We start from the raw sequence: 17,622 nt of genomic DNA, 5'->3' as shown, positions 1-17,622 counted from the left end.
ACGTCGGAGCGGTTTGTGGCCTGCCCGTTCGCGGACGGCGGGCGCATGTATCGCTCGGGGGATCTGGCCCGCTGGAACGCCGACGGTGAGCTGTCATTCGTCGGCCGCGCGGATGCGCAGGTGAAGGTGCGGGGTTTCCGTATCGAACTCGGCGAGATCGAGGCCGTGTTGACCGCGCACCCGGCTGTTGCCCAGGCCGTGGTCGTCGCGCGTGAGGACGGCCCCGGCGACAAACAACTCGTCGCGTATGTGGTCGAGGTCGGTGGTGCAGTGCCGTCCGGCGGGGATCTGCGGGCGTTCGCCGCCCAGCGGTTGCCCGACTACATGGTGCCGGCGGCCTTCGTGTCGGTGGACGCACTGCCCCTCACCGTCAACGGCAAGGTCGACCGGGCCGCCCTGCCCGCCCCCGATCGCGGTGAGGGAGGTGCCGTCGGTCGCGCGCCGCAGGGTGTGGTCGAGGAACTGCTCTGCGCGCTGTTCGCCGAGATCCTCGGGCTGGAGCGGGTGGGCGCGGACGACGGGTTCTTCGAGTTGGGTGGCGACTCGATCATGTCGATGCAGTTGGCGTCGAGGGCGCGTAGGGCGGGTCTGGTGATCACGCCTCGGCAGGTCTTCGAGGAGAGGACCGTCGAGCGGTTGGCGCTGGTCGCGGAGGCGACGGGCGCGAGTGGCTCTGCGCGTACCGGTGATGTGGGCGTCGGCGAAGTGCCCTGGACGCCCGCCATGCGAGCGGTGGGTGAACGATCCGCTCGCCCGGGGTTCGCGCAGTGGGTGGTGGCCGGTGCGCCGGCGGACCTGGACCCGGATGCACTGAGCGGAGCTGTGGGCGTACTGCTCAACCGGCACGACATGTTGTGGGCGCGGGTGCTCGGCAGCGAGCCGAAACTGATCGTGGACGAGCCCGGTTCCGTCGATCCGGCGGGCCTGATCACTCGGGTCGCAGCGAGCGTCGACGAAGTGGACGCGGTGGCGGGGCGTGCGGCTCGTGAGGCGGTGGGCCGTCTCGATCCGGCTGTCGGGGTCATGGTCCAGGTCGTGTGGGTGGATGCGGGTCCGGGCCGGGTGGGCCGACTGGCTCTGGTGGTCCATCACTTGGTCGTGGACGGAGTCTCCTGGCGGATCCTGCTGCCGGATCTTCAGACGGCGTACGAGGAACTGGCCGCCGGCCGGACCCCCGTACTCGATCCGGTGGGTACGTCCTTCCGGCGCTGGGCCGGAGTACTGGCCGAGCAGGCCCTCAGCCCCGAGCGGACCGCCGAACTCGACGACTGGCTCGCTCTGTTGGGACAGGACGACCCCGCCCTGGGCCGTCGGCCGCTGGACTCCACGACGGACGTCACCCGTACGTTGCGGCACCGCGACTGGGTGGTGCCCGCCGAACAGGCGGCCACGTTGGCCGGCCGGACCCCGGCTGTCTTCCACTGCGGTGTGCACGAGGTGCTGCTGTCGACGCTCGCCGGGGCGATGGGCCGCTGGCGGCCCAGCGTGTCCAGCGTGTTGGTCGATGTTGAGGGCCATGGCCGCGAGCCGGTAGGAGACGTCGATCTGTCGCGGACGGTCGGCTGGTTCACCAGTGTGCGGCCGGTACGGCTGGACGTGGGCGACGTCGATCTGGTGGACGCGGTCAAGGGCGGGGCAGCGGCGGGCGACTTGGTGAAGGCGGTCAAGGAACAGTCCACCCAAGTCCCCGGTGACGGTCACGGATACGAACTCCTCCGCCACCTCAACCCGGACACCCGTACCGCCCTCGAAGCCGCCTCCAGTGCCCAGATCGGGTTCAACTACCTGGGTCGGTTTGCCGCGGCCTCGGCGGACGCGGGTCCGGCTCGACCGTGGCAGATGGCGGGGGAGAGCGCGGTCGGCGGTTCCGCCGATCCCGACATGCCCGTGACGCACGTACTCGAAGCGGGCGCCGTCATCCGTGACACTGCCGAGGGACCGGAGCTGACGCTCACCCTCAGCTGGCCCGAAGGAGCGCTGGACACCGCTGACGCGGAAGCCCTCGGCGCGGCCTGGACGGACCAACTCGCCGGACTCGCCGCACACACCGACGCGCCCGCCGCCGGCGGACACACCCCCTCGGACTTCGGGCTCCTGAACCTAGCCCAGGACGAAGTGGACGAACTCGAGGCCGAGTTCGCAGACGACACCGACTTCTAGACATCTCGACGCAAGCCGCTGAGGAGACAAGCGATGACCCGATCCCGTGTCGAAGATGTCTGGCCGCTCTCGCCTTTGCAGGAGGGGATGCTCTTCCACGCCGCGTTCGACGACCAGGGCCCCGACGTCTACCAGGGACAACGGAACTTCGACCTGATCGGCCCGCTCCACGCGGACCGACTGCGCCGGGCGTGGGAGGTGCTGCTCGCCCGGCACGCGGCGCTCCGCGCGGGTTTCCGGCGGCGTAAGTCGGGTGAAGCCGTCCAGGTCATCGCGCACAAGGTCGTACTGCCGTGGCAGGAGGCCGATGTCTCCGGGTTGCCGACGGCCGAGGCAGCCGCCGAGTCCGAGCGGCTGGTGGCCCAGGAGCATGCGCGGCGCTTCGATCTCGCCACCGCCCCGCTGCTGCGCGTGCTGCTGATCAAGCTCGGCACGGACCGGCATCGCATGGTCCTGACGAGCCATCACGTGGTGATGGACGGCTGGTCGATACCCGTACTCATCAATGAACTGACAACGATCTACGAGGCCACCGCCACCCCCACTGCCTTGCCCACGGGCACCGACACCGGCACGATCGCCGAGCTCCCTCGGGTGACCCCTTACCGCGACTATCTGGCCTGGCTGGCGACACAGGACAAGGAAGCCGCGCGCGCCGCGTGGCGGGCGGAACTGGCGGGCACCGACGAGCCGACGCTGGTGGCGCCGGCCGATCCGGGCAGGACGCCGGTGACCCCCGAGAGCCTGATCACCGAGATCCCCGCGGACGTGGCGCAGGGCATGGTGCGCCTGGCCCGCGCGCACGGGTTGACCGTCAACACGGTGGTGCAGGGTGCGTGGGCGTTGGTCCTGGCGAGGCTCGCCGGGCGGGAGGACGTGGTGTTCGGGGCGACGGTGGCCGGCCGGCCACCGGAGTTGCCGGGTGTAGAGTCGATGATCGGTCTGTTCATCAACACCCTTCCGGTGCGGGTGCGCCTCGACGGAGCTCAGCCCCTCCTCGACCTGCTGACGGATCTCCAGGCGCGCCAGTCGGCGTTGATGTCCCACCAGCACGTGGGGCTCACCGAGATCCAGCGCCTGGTCGGTCCCGGCGCGGTCTTCGACACCCTCGTGGTCTACGAGAACTACCCCCTGCCCTCCGCACGGCCGGCTGGCCCGGACCGCTTCGCGATCCGTCTCGCCGGCGGCCAGGAGGCGGCGCACTACCCGTTCACGCTGGTCGTGGCACCCGGCGACACGATGCGTGTCAAGCTCGACCACCGGCCGGACCTCTTCGACGGCGATGCCGCACAGTCGGTCTTCGACCGGTTCGTGCGGGTGCTGACGCAGATGGTGGCCGATCCCTCGCTTCCGGTCGGCCGGCTCGGCGTGGTGACCGGGTCCGAGCACCGACAGGTCGTCGACGACTGGAACGCCACGGCGGCCCCGACCACCGGCGACTCCGTGCCGGAGCTGTTCGCCGCTCAGGTGCGCCGAGCGCCGACCGCAACGGCTGTCGTGGACGGTCGGGCGCACCTGTCGTACGAGGAGTTGGACACGGCCTCCGCGCGGCTGGCCGCGTACCTGACGGGTCAGGGCGTCGGTCGCGGCGACCGTGTGGCCGTACTGATGGACCGGTCCGCCGACCTGTTGGTGACCCTCCTGGCGATCTGGAAGGCCGGGGCCGCGTACGTACCCGTCGACACGGGCTATCCCGCCGAGCGGATCGCGTTCCTGCTGACCGACTCCGCCCCGGTGGCAGTGGTCTGCACCGAACAGACCCGGCACGCGCTCCCCGCACACCTCGCCCCGGACGCGCTGGTGCTGGACGCCCCGGCGGTGGCGGCCGCCGTGCTGGCGACCGCGCAGCAGGGGGACGACCTGCACGTGCACGGCCCGCACCTGCCGACGGCGGACGACCTGGCCTACGTGATGTACACCTCCGGCTCGACCGGTGTGCCGAAGGGCGTCGCCGTGCCGCACGGCAGCGTCGCCGCTCTCGTCGGAGAACGCGGCTGGTCGGTCGGTCCGGGCGACGCCGTGCTGATGCACGCCCCGCACGCCTTCGACGTCTCGCTGTTCGAGGTGTGGGTACCGCTCGCCGCGGGCGGCCGCGTGGTCGTCGCCGGGCCCGGTGCGGTCGATGCCCAACGACTGCGCCAGGCCGTGGCCGAAGGCGTGACGGCCGCGCATGTCACCGCCGGACTGTTCCGGGTGCTCGCCGAGGAGTCCCCGGAGAGCCTCTCCGGCCTGCGTGAAGTACTGACCGGCGGCGACGTGGTGCCGGCCGCCTCCGTACGCCGTGCGCGGGAGGTGTGCCCGGACATCGCGGTCAGGCATCTGTACGGCCCGACCGAGATCACCCTCTGCGCCACCTCCCACGTCCTGCACCCCGGCGACGCATCGCCGGAGCTGCTCCCCATCGGCCGCCCGCTCGGCAACCGGCGGACCTACGTCCTGGACTCCTTCCTCCAGCCCGTACCGCCGGGTGTGGCAGGGGAGTTGTACATCGCGGGCGCCGGCCTCGCGCGTGGCTACCTGGGACGCGCGGGGCTCACGGCGGACCGCTTCGTCGCCTCCCCGTTCGCCTCGGGCGAGCGCATGTACCGCACCGGCGACCTCGTGCGCTGGACCGACGACGGTGAACTGCTCTTCGTGGGCCGCGCCGACGAGCAGGTGAAGATTCGCGGCTTCCGGGTCGAACTCGGCGAGGTGGAGGCGGTGTTGTCCGCCCACCCGTCCGTGGGCCAGGCCGTCGTCGTCGCCCGCCAGGACCGACCCGGCGAGAAGCGGCTCGTCGGCTACGTGGTCCCCGAAGGCCTCGACGCCGATCCCGCACTGGTACGGCAGCACGTGGCCGAAGCCCTGCCGGAGTACATGGTGCCGGCGGTGGTGGTCGTCCTGGACGCCCTGCCGTTGACGTCGAACGGCAAGGTGGACCGGGCCGCGCTGCCCGCCCCGGACTTCGCCGGCCAGGTATCCGGACGGACGCCGGTGGGCGCCGTCGAGGAGCTGCTGTGCGGGCTGTTCGGGGAGGTTCTCGGGCTGGAGCGGGTGGGTGCGGACGACGGGTTCTTCGAGTTGGGCGGGGACTCGATCATGTCGATGCAGTTGGCGTCGAGGGCGCGTAGGGCGGGTCTGGTGATCACGCCTCGGCAGGTCTTCGAGGAGAAGACTGTCGAGCGGTTGGCGCTGGTCGCGGAGGCGACGGGCGCAAGTGGCGCTGCGCGTACCGGTGATGTGGGCGTCGGCGAAGTGCCGTGGACGCCTGTCATGCGGGCACTGGGCGAGCGGGGCACACGCCCGGGGTTCGCGCAGTGGGTGATTGCCGGTGCGCCGGCGGATCTGGACCTGGCGGTGCTGGGCCGGGCTGTGGGTGCGCTGCTGGACGGTCACGGCATGTTGCGGGCGCGGGTGGTCGGGGACGAGTTGAAGCTGGTGGTGGGCGAGCCGGGTTCCGTGGAGGGGGCCGACTTGATCACTCGAGTTGAGGCGGGCGCCGAGGAGTTGGACGCGGTGGCGGGGCGTGCGGCTCGTGAGGCGGTCGGCCGTCTCGATCCGGCGGCCGGGGTCATGGTCCAGGTCGTGTGGGTGGATGCGGGTCCGGGCCGGGTGGGCCGACTGGCTCTGGTGGTCCATCACTTGGTGGTGGACGGGGTGTCGTGGCGGATCCTGTTGCCGGATCTTCAGACGGCGTACGAGGATCTGGCCGCCGGTCGGACGGCCGTGCTCGATCCGGTGGGGACGTCGTTCCGTCGCTGGGCGGGAGTACTGGCCGAGCAGGCCCTCAGCTCCGAGCGGACTGCCGAACTCGGTGACTGGCTTGCCCTGTTGGGCGAGGAGAGCCCGACGTTGGGCCGTCGGTCGCTGGATCCGGCCGTGGATGTGGCCGGCACGTTGCGGCGCCTGGAGTGGGTGGTGCCTTCCGGGCAGGCGGCCGTGTTGGCCGGTCGTACGCCTGTAGCGTTCCACTGCGGTGTGCATGAGGTGTTGTTGTCCACGTTGGCCGGGGCGGTGGGCCGCTGGCGGCCCGGCGTGTCCAGCGTGTTGGTGGATGTAGAAGGTCATGGTCGCGAGCCGGTCGGTGACGTGGATCTGTCACGGACGGTGGGCTGGTTCACGAGTGTGCAGCCGGTACGGCTGGACGTGACCGGCATCGATCTGGACGTGGTCTCCCAGGGCGGACCCGCGGCCGGCGACCTGGTGAAGGTGGTCAAGGAGCAGGTCCGGTCGGTGCCCGGTGACGGGATGGGCCACGAACTCCTGCGCCATCTCAACCCGGAGACCGCGCAGGTGCTTTCGGCGGCCCCGGCTCCGCAGATCGGCTTCAACTACCTGGGCCGGTTTGCCGCGGCCTCGGCGGACGCGGGTCCGGCTCGGCCCTGGCAGATGGCCGGGGAGCGTGCGGTCGGCGGTTCCGCGGACCAGGACATGCCCCTGACGCACGCTCTGGAAGCCGGCGCCGTCATCCGCGACACCGCATCCGGTCCGGAACTGACGGTCAGTCTGAGCTGGCCCGAGGGTGTTCTCGACGCGGCGGACGCCGAGGCGCTCGGCGAGGCATGGACGACCCTGCTGTCCGGTCTCGCCGCGCACACCGCCACCCCCACCGCAGGCGGACACACCCCCTCCGACTTCCCGCTGGTGGAGTTGGCCCGCACGACGCTGGACGAGCTGGAACAGGCGGTCCCGGACCTCGTCGACATCTGGCCGCTCTCCCCGTTGCAGGAGGGGATGCTCTTCCATGCCGCCTACGACGACGAAGGACCGGACGTCTACCAGAGCCGGCGGACGCTGGCCCTCGACGGTCCACTGGACACACGTCGGCTGCGGGCCTCGTGGGAGGCGCTGGTGGCACGGCACGCCGTCCTCCGCGCGAGCTTCCACGAGTGCGCGACCGGAGAGTCGGTCCAGGTAGTGGCCAAGAGCGCGGTACTGCCCTGGCACGAGGTCGACCTCTCCGGCCTGCCGGAGGCCGAAGCGGAGGCCGAGGCCGAACGGCTGGCGGAAGCGGAGTCGGCTCAGCGCTTCGACCTGACCCGGGCGCCCCTGCTCCGGCTGCTGCTCATCCGCCTCGCCGACGACCGGCACCGGCTGGTCGTCACCAGCCACCACATCGTCCTGGACGGCTGGTCGACACCGATCGTCCTCAACGAGGTGGCGGCCGTCTACGCCGCTCAAGGCGACGCCTCCGGACTTCAGCGGACGCAGTCGTACGGCGAGTACCTGGCGTGGCTGGCCCGTCAGGACAGGACGGCGGCCCGGGAGGCCTGGCGCGCGGAACTGGCCGGGGTCGAGGAGTCGACGCTGGTGGCGCCTGCCGACCCGGGCAAGGTGTCCGTCGTTCCCGAACAGACCTCGGTCGACCTCTCACGGGAGGCCACTCGCGGCCTCGCGGCGCTTGCCCGCGCGCATGGTCTGACGGTGAACACGGTGGTGCAGGGTGCGTGGGCGTTGGTGTTGGCGCGGTTGGCGGGGCGGGAGGACGTCGTCTTCGGGGCGACGGTGGCCGGTCGGCCTCCGGAGTTGCCGGGTGTGGAGTCGATGATCGGCCTGTTCATCAACACGCTTCCGGTGCGGGTGCGGTTGGACGGCGCACGGTCGGTCCTGGAGACGCTGACCGACCTCCAGGACCGACAGACCAAGCTGATGGCTCATCAGCACATGGGTCTGTCCGAGATCCAAGGCGTAGCAGGCCCCGGCGCCTCCTTCGACACCATGCTCATGTTCGAGAACTACCCCCGGAACTCGGTCGCCCTCTCCTCCGCCGACCGGGACGACGACGCCGTATCCATCCGTCAGTTGGACACCCTGGCCGGCACGCACTACCCCCTGGCCGTGGGAATCGCCCCGACGGAACGCCTCCAGGTCCGCCTCACCTATCGCCCGGATCTGTTCTCCCGGGCGGAGGCGGGTGCTGTGGGGCGGCGGTTGGTGCGGGTGTTGGAGCAGGTCGTCGCTGATCCTTCGTTGCGGGTTGCCTCTGTCGATGTGACGGAGGTGAGCGAACTGGCGTCTGTGGTCGGGGAGTTCAACGACACGCGGCGACCTGTGGTCGGTGACTCGCTGCTGGATCTGTTTGGTTCTTTTGTGCGGGCGACGCCGGAGGTGGTGGCGGTTCGTTGCGGCAACGAGGTGTTGTCGTATGCGGAGTTGGATGAGCGGTCGGATCGGCTGGCTCGGTTCCTGGTGGGTGCCGGGGTGGGCCGTGAGCGGGTGGTGGGTCTGTGCCTGCCGCGTGGTGTGGACATGGTGGTCGGTGAGTTGGCGGTGTGGAAGGCCGGGGGCGCCTTCGTACCGCTGGATCCCGACTATCCCTCGGACCGGCTGCGGTACATGGTCGAAAACAGTGGTGCGGCTGTGGTCCTGGCCACGGCCGAGACCCTTGCCCGGGTGCCGGCCGGACCGGCCCGTGTCGTTCTTCTCGAAGAGGTGCCGGCTGAGACCGGGGACGAGGATCTGCCTGGAGTCGCAGAGGCCGGTCAACTGGCCTATGTCATCTACACGTCGGGTTCGACGGGTCGTCCCAAGGGTGTGGCGGTCGCTCATCGTGGTGTGGTGAACCTCGTCCAGGCGATGGCGCCTGCTTTGGGTGCGGGTCCTGGTGTGGTGACGTTGCAGTTCGCGTCGTTCAGTTTTGATGCGGCGATTCTGGATGTGGCGGTGGTCCTGGGGTCGGGTGGGACGCTGGCGATCGCCACCGGTGAGGAGCGGGCGGAGCCGGGCGCGTTGGCCGGGATGATCGCCGCGCACGGGGTGAGCACGGCCAGTGTGGTCCCGTCCCTGCTGGGAGTCCTCGACCCCGAGCAGGTCTCCGGCATGAAGACCTGGGTGTTGGGTGCGGAGCGCCTCAGTGCCGACCTGGCCGCGAAGTGGGCGCCCACGGCGAAGGTATGGAACACCTACGGGCCCACCGAAGCCACGGTCATGGTCACGGCTGGTCGGGTCGATGCCCGGATCGCGGCAGCGGACGAGGCGCCGGTTATTGGTCGTCCGTTGTCCAACTCCCGTGTGTTCGTGCTGGATTCCTTCCTGCGCCCGGTGCCGCCGGGGATCACGGGTGAGGTGTATGTCACGGGTGCGGGTCTGGCCCGCGGCTATGTCGCGCGTGCCGATCTGACGGCGGAGCGGTTTGTGGCCTGCCCGTTCGTGGACGGTGGGCGCATGTACCGCTCGGGGGATCTGGCCCGCTGGAACGCCGACGGTGAGCTGTCGTTCGTCGGGCGGGCGGATGCGCAGGTGAAGGTGCGGGGTTTCCGTATCGAGCTCGGCGAGATCGAGGCCGTGTTGACCGCGCACCCGTCCGTTGCCCAGGCCGCGGTCGTCGCACGTGAGGACGGCCCCGGCGACAAACAACTCGTCGCTTACGTCGTCCCGCAGACGCACGGCGCCGAGGTCCCGGAGCTCCGCGAGTACGTCGGTGAAGCCCTGCCCGAGTACATGGTGCCGGCGGCCTTCGTGTCGTTGGACGCGCTGCCCCTCACCGTCAACGGCAAGGTCGACCGGGCCGCCCTGCCTGCCCCCGAACTCAGCGCAGGGGCCTCGGGCCGGGCACCCGTGGGAGCGACGGAAGAGAAGCTGTGCGCGCTGTTCGCCGAGATCCTCGGGCTGGAGCGGGTGGGTGCGGACGACGGGTTCTTCGAGTTGGGCGGCGACTCGATCATGTCGATGCAGTTGGCGTCGAGGGCACGTAGGGCGGGTCTGGTGATCACGCCTCGGCAGGTCTTCGAGGAGAAGACGGTCGAACGACTCGCGCGGGTGGTCGAGTCCGCCGAAGCCGCCGAGATCGTCGACGAGGACGACGTGGCCGTGGGGGACGTTCCCTGGACGCCCGCCATGCGTGCGATAGGGGAGCGGGCCGCTCTTCCGAGGAACGCGCAGTGGGTGGTGACGGGCGCCCCGGCCGACCTGGACCTTCAGGTCTTGGCCCGAGCTGTAGGCGTCCTGCTGGACGCGCACGGCATGTTGCGGGCGCGAGTGGCCGGCAGTGAGTCGGCACTGATCGTGGACGAGCCGGGTTCGGTGGATCCGTCGGGCCTGATCACCCGGGTCGGGGCGGGCGCCGAGGAGTTGGACGCGGTGGCGGGGCGTGCGGCTCGTGAGGCGGTGGGGCGGCTGGATCCTGCGGCTGGGGTCATGGTTCAGGTCGTGTGGGTGGATGCGGGTCCGGGCCGGGTGGGCCGACTGGCTCTGGTGGTGCATCACTTGGTGGTGGACGGAGTCTCCTGGCGGATCCTGTTGCCGGATCTTCAGACGGCGTACGAGGATCTGGCCGCCGGCCGGACCCCCGTACTCGATCCGGTGGGTACGTCCTTCCGGCGCTGGGCCGGGGTTCTCGCCGAGCAGGCCCTCAGCGCCGAACGGACCGCCGAACTCGACGACTGGCTCGCCCTGTTGGGCGAGGAGAGCCCGATGTTGGGCCGTCGGTCGCTGGATCCGGCCGTGGATGTGGCCGGCACGTTGCGGCGCCGGGAGTGGGTGGTGCCTGCCGGGCAGGCGGCGACGCTCGCCGGTCGTACGCCTGCGGCGTTCCACTGCGGTGTGCATGAGGTGTTGTTGTCCACGCTGGCCGGCGCGGTGGCCAGTCGGCGGCCGGATATGAGCAGCGTGCTCGTGGACATCGAGGGCCATGGCCGTGAGCCGTTGGAAGGCACCGAACTGTCGCGCACCGTCGGCTGGTTCACCAGCGTGCAGCCAGTCCGTCTCGACGTGACCGGCATCGACCTGGCCGACGCCGCCGCTGGTGGTGTCGCGGCAGGCCAGATCCTCAAGACGGTCAAGGAGCAGACCCATGCCGTACCCGGTGACGGGATGGGCCACGACCTGCTGCGCCATCTCAACCCGGATACCGCGCAGGTGCTCGCGGCTGCCCCGGCTCCGCAGATCGGCTTCAACTACCTGGGCCGGTTTGCCGCGGCCTCGGCGGACGCGGGTCCGGCTCGGCCCTGGCAGATGGCCGGGGACAGTGCCGTGGGTGGTTCCGCCGATGCCGACATGCCCGTGGCGCACGTACTCGAAGCGGGTGCCGTCATCCGCGACACGGCCGAGGGACCGGAGCTGACGCTCACCCTCAGCTGGCCCGAAGGAGCGCTGGACACCGCCGACGCGGAAGCCCTCGGCGCGGCCTGGACGGACCAACTCGCCGGACTCGCCACACACACCACCACTCACGGTGCGGGTGGTCATACGCCGTCGGACTTCCCGTTGGTGGAGGTTTCGCAGGTGGGTGTGGCGGAGCTTGAGGCTGTCGTTCCGGACTTGGTGGATGTGTGGCCGTTGTCGCCGTTGCAGGAGGGGCTGCTGTTCCACGCTGCTTTTGATCAGGACGGTCCTGATGTGTATGAGGGGCAGCGTTCGCTGATTGTTGAAGGGCCTCTGGATGTGGCCCGGTTGCGGTCGGCGTGGGGGGTGGTGGTTGAGCGGCATCCGGTGTTGAGGGCGAGTTTCCATCCGGGTGTGGCGGTGTCGGGCGGCGCGGTCCAGGCGGTGTCAGGCCTGGCGGTAGTCCCCTGGACCGAGGCCGACGTCTCCATGCTCACCGAAACCGAAGCGAGGACCGAGGTCGAGCGGTTGTCCGCGCGGGAGCGGGCTGAACGCTTCGACTTGGCCCAGGCGCCGTTGGTACGGGTGCTGGTCGTGCGGCTGGCGGCGGAGCAATACCGGATGACGGTGACGAGTCATCACATCGTGCTGGATGGGTGGTCGTTGCCGGTGTTGGTGGGTGAGGTGTCGGCGGCGTATGCGGCGGGTGGCAGTGGGCGTGGGCTGCCTGCGGTGGGGTCGTATCGGGAGTATCTGGCGTGGCTGGCGGTGCAGGACAAGGGGGCCGCGCGGGTGGCGTGGCAGGAGGAGTTGGCGGGTGTCGACGGGCCGACGTTGGTGGTGTCGGCGGAGTCGGTGCGGTCGGTGGTGGTGCCGGAGCGGGTGCGGTTCTCGCTGGAGGAGGAGCTGTCACGGGGACTTGCTGAGCTGGCGCGAACCCATGGCCTCACGGTGAACACGGTGGTGCAGGGTGCGTGGGCGTTGGTGCTTGCGCGACTGGCCGGGCGGGAGGACGTCGTCTTCGGGGCGACGGTGGCCGGCCGGCCTCCCGAACTACCGGGGGTGGAGTCCATGATCGGCCTCTTCATCAACACCCTGCCGGTCCGAATACGCCTCGACGGCGCTCAGCCCCTCCTCGATCTGCTGGCGGATCTCCAGGAGCGCCAGTCCGCGTTGATGTCGCATCAGCATGTGGGGTTGCAAGAGATCAATCAGTGGGTGGGTGAGGGGGCGTCCTTCGACACGTTGGTGGTGTACGAGAACTACCCGCGCGCCACCAGCGAACCCCACACCGGGGCCGATGCCATCACCATCCGCCCGGCCGACGTGCCGGAGGACACAGGCCACTACCCCCTCACGCTGATCGTCGCCCCCGGCGACCCCATGCAGGGCGACCTGATCTATCGGCCGGATGTGTTGGGTCGGGCGCGGGCGGGTGAGGTGTTGGCGTCGTTCGTGGGTGTGTTGGAGCAGTTCGTCGCGAACTCGTCCCAGTTGGTGGGACGGGTGGGTGCGGCTGGTCGTGAGCTGGTGGTGGAGGGGTGGAACCGTACGGCGGTGTCGTGGGTGCCTGGGGTGTTGCCGGAGTTGTTCGCTGCTCGGGTGGCGGTGTCGCGGGATGCGGTGGCTGTGGTGGGTGGTAACGAGGTGTTGTCGTATGGGGAGTTGGAGGTGGAGGCGGCTCGGTTGGGTCGTTTGTTGGTGGGGTTGGGTGTGGGGCCTGAGTCTCGGGTGGGGGTGGTGGTGGAGCGGTCGGTGGCGATGGTGGTGTCGTTGCTGGGTGTGTCGATGGCGGGTGGTTGTTTTGTTCCGGTGGATGTGGGTTATCCGGCGGAGCGGGTGGCGTTCGTGCTGGGGGATGCGGATCCGGCGGTGGTGGTGTGCACGTCGGGGACGCGGGGTGTGGTGCCGGCGGGGTTCGCGGGTCGGGTGTTGGTGTTGGATGATCCGGCGGTGCAGGCCCAGTTGGCCGATCTGCCCGGTGTTCCGGTCGCTGATGGGGAGCGGTTGGCTGGGTTGCGGCCGGATCATGCGGCGTATGTGATCTATACGTCCGGCTCCACGGGCACCCCCAAGGGCGTCGTCGTCCCCCACGCCGGACTCGGCAATCTGGCGCAGGCACAGATCGAGCGCTTCGCCGTGGGGCCGGAGTCCCGCGTGCTGCAGTTCGCGTCGGTGAGCTTCGACGCGGCCGTCTCCGAACTGTGCATGGCCCTGCTGTCAGGCGCGTCGGTCGCTGTCGCCGCACCGGACCGGCTGCCACCGCAGGTGTCCCTGTTCGAAGCGCTGCGCGAAACCGGCGCCACTCATGTCACCGTGCCCCCGACCGTCCTCGCCGTGGAGGACGAACTGCCTTCTGAACTCAGGACAGTTGTCGTGGCCGGAGAGGCCTGCCCCGTCGGAGTCGTGGACCGCTGGTCACGGGACCGCCGCATGGTGAACGCGTACGGCCCGACGGAAGTGACCGTCTGCGCCACCATGAGCGAGCCGCTGACGCCGGGTGCGGACCTGGTGCCCGTGGGGCGCCCGATCTCCAACGTCCGCACCTTCGTCCTCGACCCCTTCCTTCTGCCGGTGCCGCCCGGCACGGCCGGCGAACTCTACGTGACCGGCGCCGGGTTGACGCGGGGCTACCTCGGCCGACCGGCACTGACATCGGGGCGGTTCGTGGCTTCTCCGTTCGCCTCGGGCGAGCGGATGTACCGCACCGGAGACGTGGTCCGCTGGACCGACGACGGTGAACTCCTCTTCGTGGGCCGGGCCGACGACCAGGTCAAGGTCCGCGGCCACCGCGTCGAACCGGGTGAGATCGAGACGGTCCTGGCCACCCACCCGTTCGTCGCCCAGGCCGCGGTCACCGTACGCCGGGACCGCCCAGGGGACGACCGGCTGATCGCCTACGCGGTGGCCGACCCCACCACGGACGCCGCACGGCGGAAGGACGAACTGCCTGCCGTCCTGCGCGACTTCCTGCGGGACCGCCTGCCGGAGTACATGGTGCCGACGGCCGTGATGGTTCTCGACACCCTCCCCATGACCCCGAACGGCAAGGTGGACCGGGCCGCGCTGCCCGCCCCCGACTTCGCCGAACGGGCCGTGGGACGAGCTCCCGTGGGTGAGTTGGAGGAGTTGTTGTGCGTGCTGTTCGCCGAGTCCCTGGGGCTTGAGCGGGTCGGCGCGGACGACAGCTTCTTCGAGTTGGGCGGGGACTCGATCATGTCGATGCAGTTGGCGTCGCGTGCTCGTAAGACCGGTCTGGTGATCACTCCCCGGCAGATCTTCGAGGAGAAGACCGTCGAGCGACTGGCCGACGTCGTCGAATCCGCGGACCCGCAGGCGAACATCGCCGTAGAAGACGTGGCCGAAGGGGAAGTGCCGTGGACGCCCGTCATGCGAGCACTCGGCGACCGGGTCGTACGCCCCGACTTCGCGCAGTGGGTGGTGGTCGGTGCGCCGGCGGACCTGGACCCGGACGCGCTGGGCCAGGCGTTGGGCGTCCTGCTGGACGCGCACGGCATGTTGCGGGCGCGGGTGGCCGGCGGCGAGTCGAAGCTGATCGTGGACGAGCCGGGTTCGGTGGATCCGTCGGGCCTGATCACCCGGGTTGAGGCGGGCGCCGAGGAGTTGGACGCGATGGCGGGGCGTGCGGCTCGTGAGGCGGTGGGCCGTCTCGATCCGGCGGCCGGAGTCATGGTCCAGGTCGTGTGGGTGGACGCGGGTCCGGGGCAGGTGGGCCGACTGGCTCTGGTGGTGCACCACTTGGCGGTGGACGGAGTCTCCTGGCGGATTCTGCTGCCGGATCTGCAGGGTGCGTACGAGGATCTGGTGGCCGGTCGGACGGCCGTGCTCGATCCGGTGGGGACGTCGTTCCGGCGCTGGGCCGGGGTTCTCGCCGAGCAGGCCCTCAGCGCCGAACGGACCGCCGAACTCGACGACTGGCTCGCCTTGTTGGGACAGGACAAGCCCACCCTGGGCCGGCGTCCGTTGGATCCGGTGGTGGATGTGGCCCGTACGTTGCGGCGCCGTGAGTGGGTGGTGCCTGCTGGGCAGGCGGCGACGCTCGCCGGCCGTACGCCTGCGGCGTTCCACTGCGGTGTGCATGAGGTGTTGTTGTCCACGCTGGCCGGCGCGGTGGCCAGTCGGCGGCCGGATATGAGCAGCGTGCTCGTGGACATCGAGGGCCATGGCCGTGAGCCGTTGGAAGGCACCGAACTATCGCGCACCGTCGGCTGGTTCACCAGCGTGCAGCCGGTCCGGGTGGACGTGACCGAGATCGATCTGGAAGAGGTGTCCCAGGGCGGAGCCGCGGCCGGTGACCTGGTGAAGGTGGTCAAGGAGCAGGCCCGCGCCGTACCCGGCGACGGGATGGGCTATGAACTCCTGCGCCATCTCAATCCGGAGACCGCGCAGGTGCTTTCGGCTGCCCCGGCTCCGCAGATCGGCTTCAACTACCTGGGCCGGTTTGCTGCGGCCTCGGCGGACGCGGGTGCGGCTCGGCCCTGGCAGATGGCCGGGGACAGTGCCGTGGGTGGTTCCGCCGATGCCGACATGCCCGTGACGCACGTACTCGAAGCGGGTGCCGTCATCCGTGACACGGCCGAGGGACCGGAGCTGACGCTCACGCTGAGCTGGCCCGACGGAGCGCTGGACACAGCCGACGCGGAAGCGCTCGGTGCGGCCTGGACGGATCAACTCGCCGGACTCGCCACACACACCGACGCGCCCGCCGCGGGCGGACACACCCCCTCCGATTTCCCCCTCCTGAACCTGGCGCAGAGCCAGATCGAGGAACTCGAAGCCGGTCTTGCCGGCGAACAGCAGTAGCCACAGTCGCAAGACTCTGTGAGGAGAGAGTGCAATGACCCGATCCCTTGTCGAAGACGTGTGGCCGCTGTCGCCGTTGCAGGAAGGCATGCTGTTCCACGCCGCCTTCGACGGAGGCCCCGACGTCTACACGGTGCAGTCCGCCCTGGACGTCGACGGACCCGTCGACGCGGCCCGGTTCAGGGACTCCTGGCAGGCGCTCGCCGCCCGCCACGCGGCCCTGCGCGCCTGCTTCCGCCAGGTCAGCGGCGGACAGATGGTCCAGGTCGTCGCCCGCGAGGTGAAGCTGCCCTGGCGCGAGACGGACGTCTCGCAGCTGACCGCGGGCGAGGCGGCGGCCGAGGTGGAGCGGCTGGCGGCGGAGGAACTCGCCGAGCGGTTCGACCTGGCGACCGCACCCTTGTTGCGGCTGCTGTTCATCCGGCTCGGAGAGAACCGGCACCGTCTGATCATGACGTTCCATCACGTCCTGATGGACGGCTGGTCCATGCCGGTCCTGCTCGGCGAACTGTCCGCGATCTACGCGGCCGACGGCGACGCCTCACGCCTGCGTCGGGCCCCGTCCTACGGCCAGTACATGAGCTGGCTGGCACGCCAGGACAAGGAGGAGGCGAGGACCGCCTGGCGAACGGAGCTGTCCGGCGCCGACGAACCGACCCTGGTCGCACCGGCGGACCCCACCCGGGCCCCCGTCTTCCCCGACCATGTCTTCGGCGAACTCCCCGAGGACACCACGCGTGCCCTCGGGGACCTCGCCCGCGGCCACGGCCTCACCATGAACACGGTGGTGCAGGGAGCGTGGGCACTCGTGCTGGCGCGGCTGGCCGGACGCGACGACGTCGTCTTCGGAGCGACGGTGGCCGGTCGGCCCGCCGAACTGCCGGGCGTGGAATCGATGGTGGGACTCCTCATCAACACACTCCCGGTACGGGTCGCCCTCGACGGCACGCAGTCGGTGCTCGACCTGCTGCAACGACTCCAGGAACGGCAGACCGGGCTCATGTCCTACCAGTACATGGGACTTTCGGAGATCCAGAAGCTGTCCGGCCCCGGAGCTGTGTTCGACTCGCTCGTCCTGTACGAGAGCTTCCCGGCCCCGCCTGCCGCGCCGGCCCTCCCCGACGCCGTGTCCATCAGGCCCTCGGGCATGGCGCGCGACGCGTCCCACTATCCGATCACCCTGGTCGTCACCCCGGGTCCGCGGCTGCGCTTCAAACTGGACTACCGCCCCGACCTCTTCGACGAGACCACCGCGGAATCGATCTTCCGGCGAGTGGTCCGGGTGCTGGAGCAGGTGGTCGCTGATCCTGCGACGCGGGTCGCCTCCATCGACGTACTGGACGAGCGTGAACGCGGTTCTGTGGTGGGGGAGTTCAACGACACACAGCGGTCGTTCCCGGACGGGACCCTGCTGGAGTTGTTCGGTTCTCATGTGCGGGCGATGCCTGGGGTGGTGGCGGTTCGTTGCGGCAACGAGGTGTTGTCGTATGCGGAGTTGGATGCGCGGTCGGATCGGCTTGCTCGGTTCTTGGTGGGTGCGGGGGTGGGCCGTGAGCGGGTGGTGGGTCTGTGCCTGCCGCGTGGTGTGGACATGGTGGTTGGTGAGTTGGCGGTGTG

Annotated in this window: 3 protein-coding genes; all 3 read left to right on the top strand. The window is 70.1% G+C overall.

The annotated features are described in order from the left end of the window. A partial coding sequence (locus ACIP6U_RS48450) for a condensation domain-containing protein (protein ID WP_401729928.1) occupies positions 1-2,160 on the top strand: 2,160 nt, incomplete at its 5' end. A gap of 33 nt (positions 2,161-2,193) precedes the next feature. Then, positions 2,194-16,005 carry an amino acid adenylation domain-containing protein gene (locus ACIP6U_RS48445; protein WP_401729927.1) on the top strand — a complete coding sequence of 4,604 codons (13,812 nt, stop codon included), beginning with the start codon at positions 2,194-2,196 and terminating at the stop codon, positions 16,003-16,005. A gap of 34 nt (positions 16,006-16,039) precedes the next feature. Then, positions 16,040-17,622: condensation domain-containing protein (locus ACIP6U_RS48440; RefSeq protein WP_401729925.1), on the top strand; the 1,583-nt coding region annotated here is incomplete at its 3' end.

The organism is Streptomyces sp. NPDC088794 (assembly GCF_044750545.1).
Lineage (GTDB): Bacteria > Actinomycetota > Actinomycetes > Streptomycetales > Streptomycetaceae > Streptomyces.
Note: the sequence above shows the minus strand (reverse complement) of the source record. Positions and strands in the feature narration are given on the sequence as shown.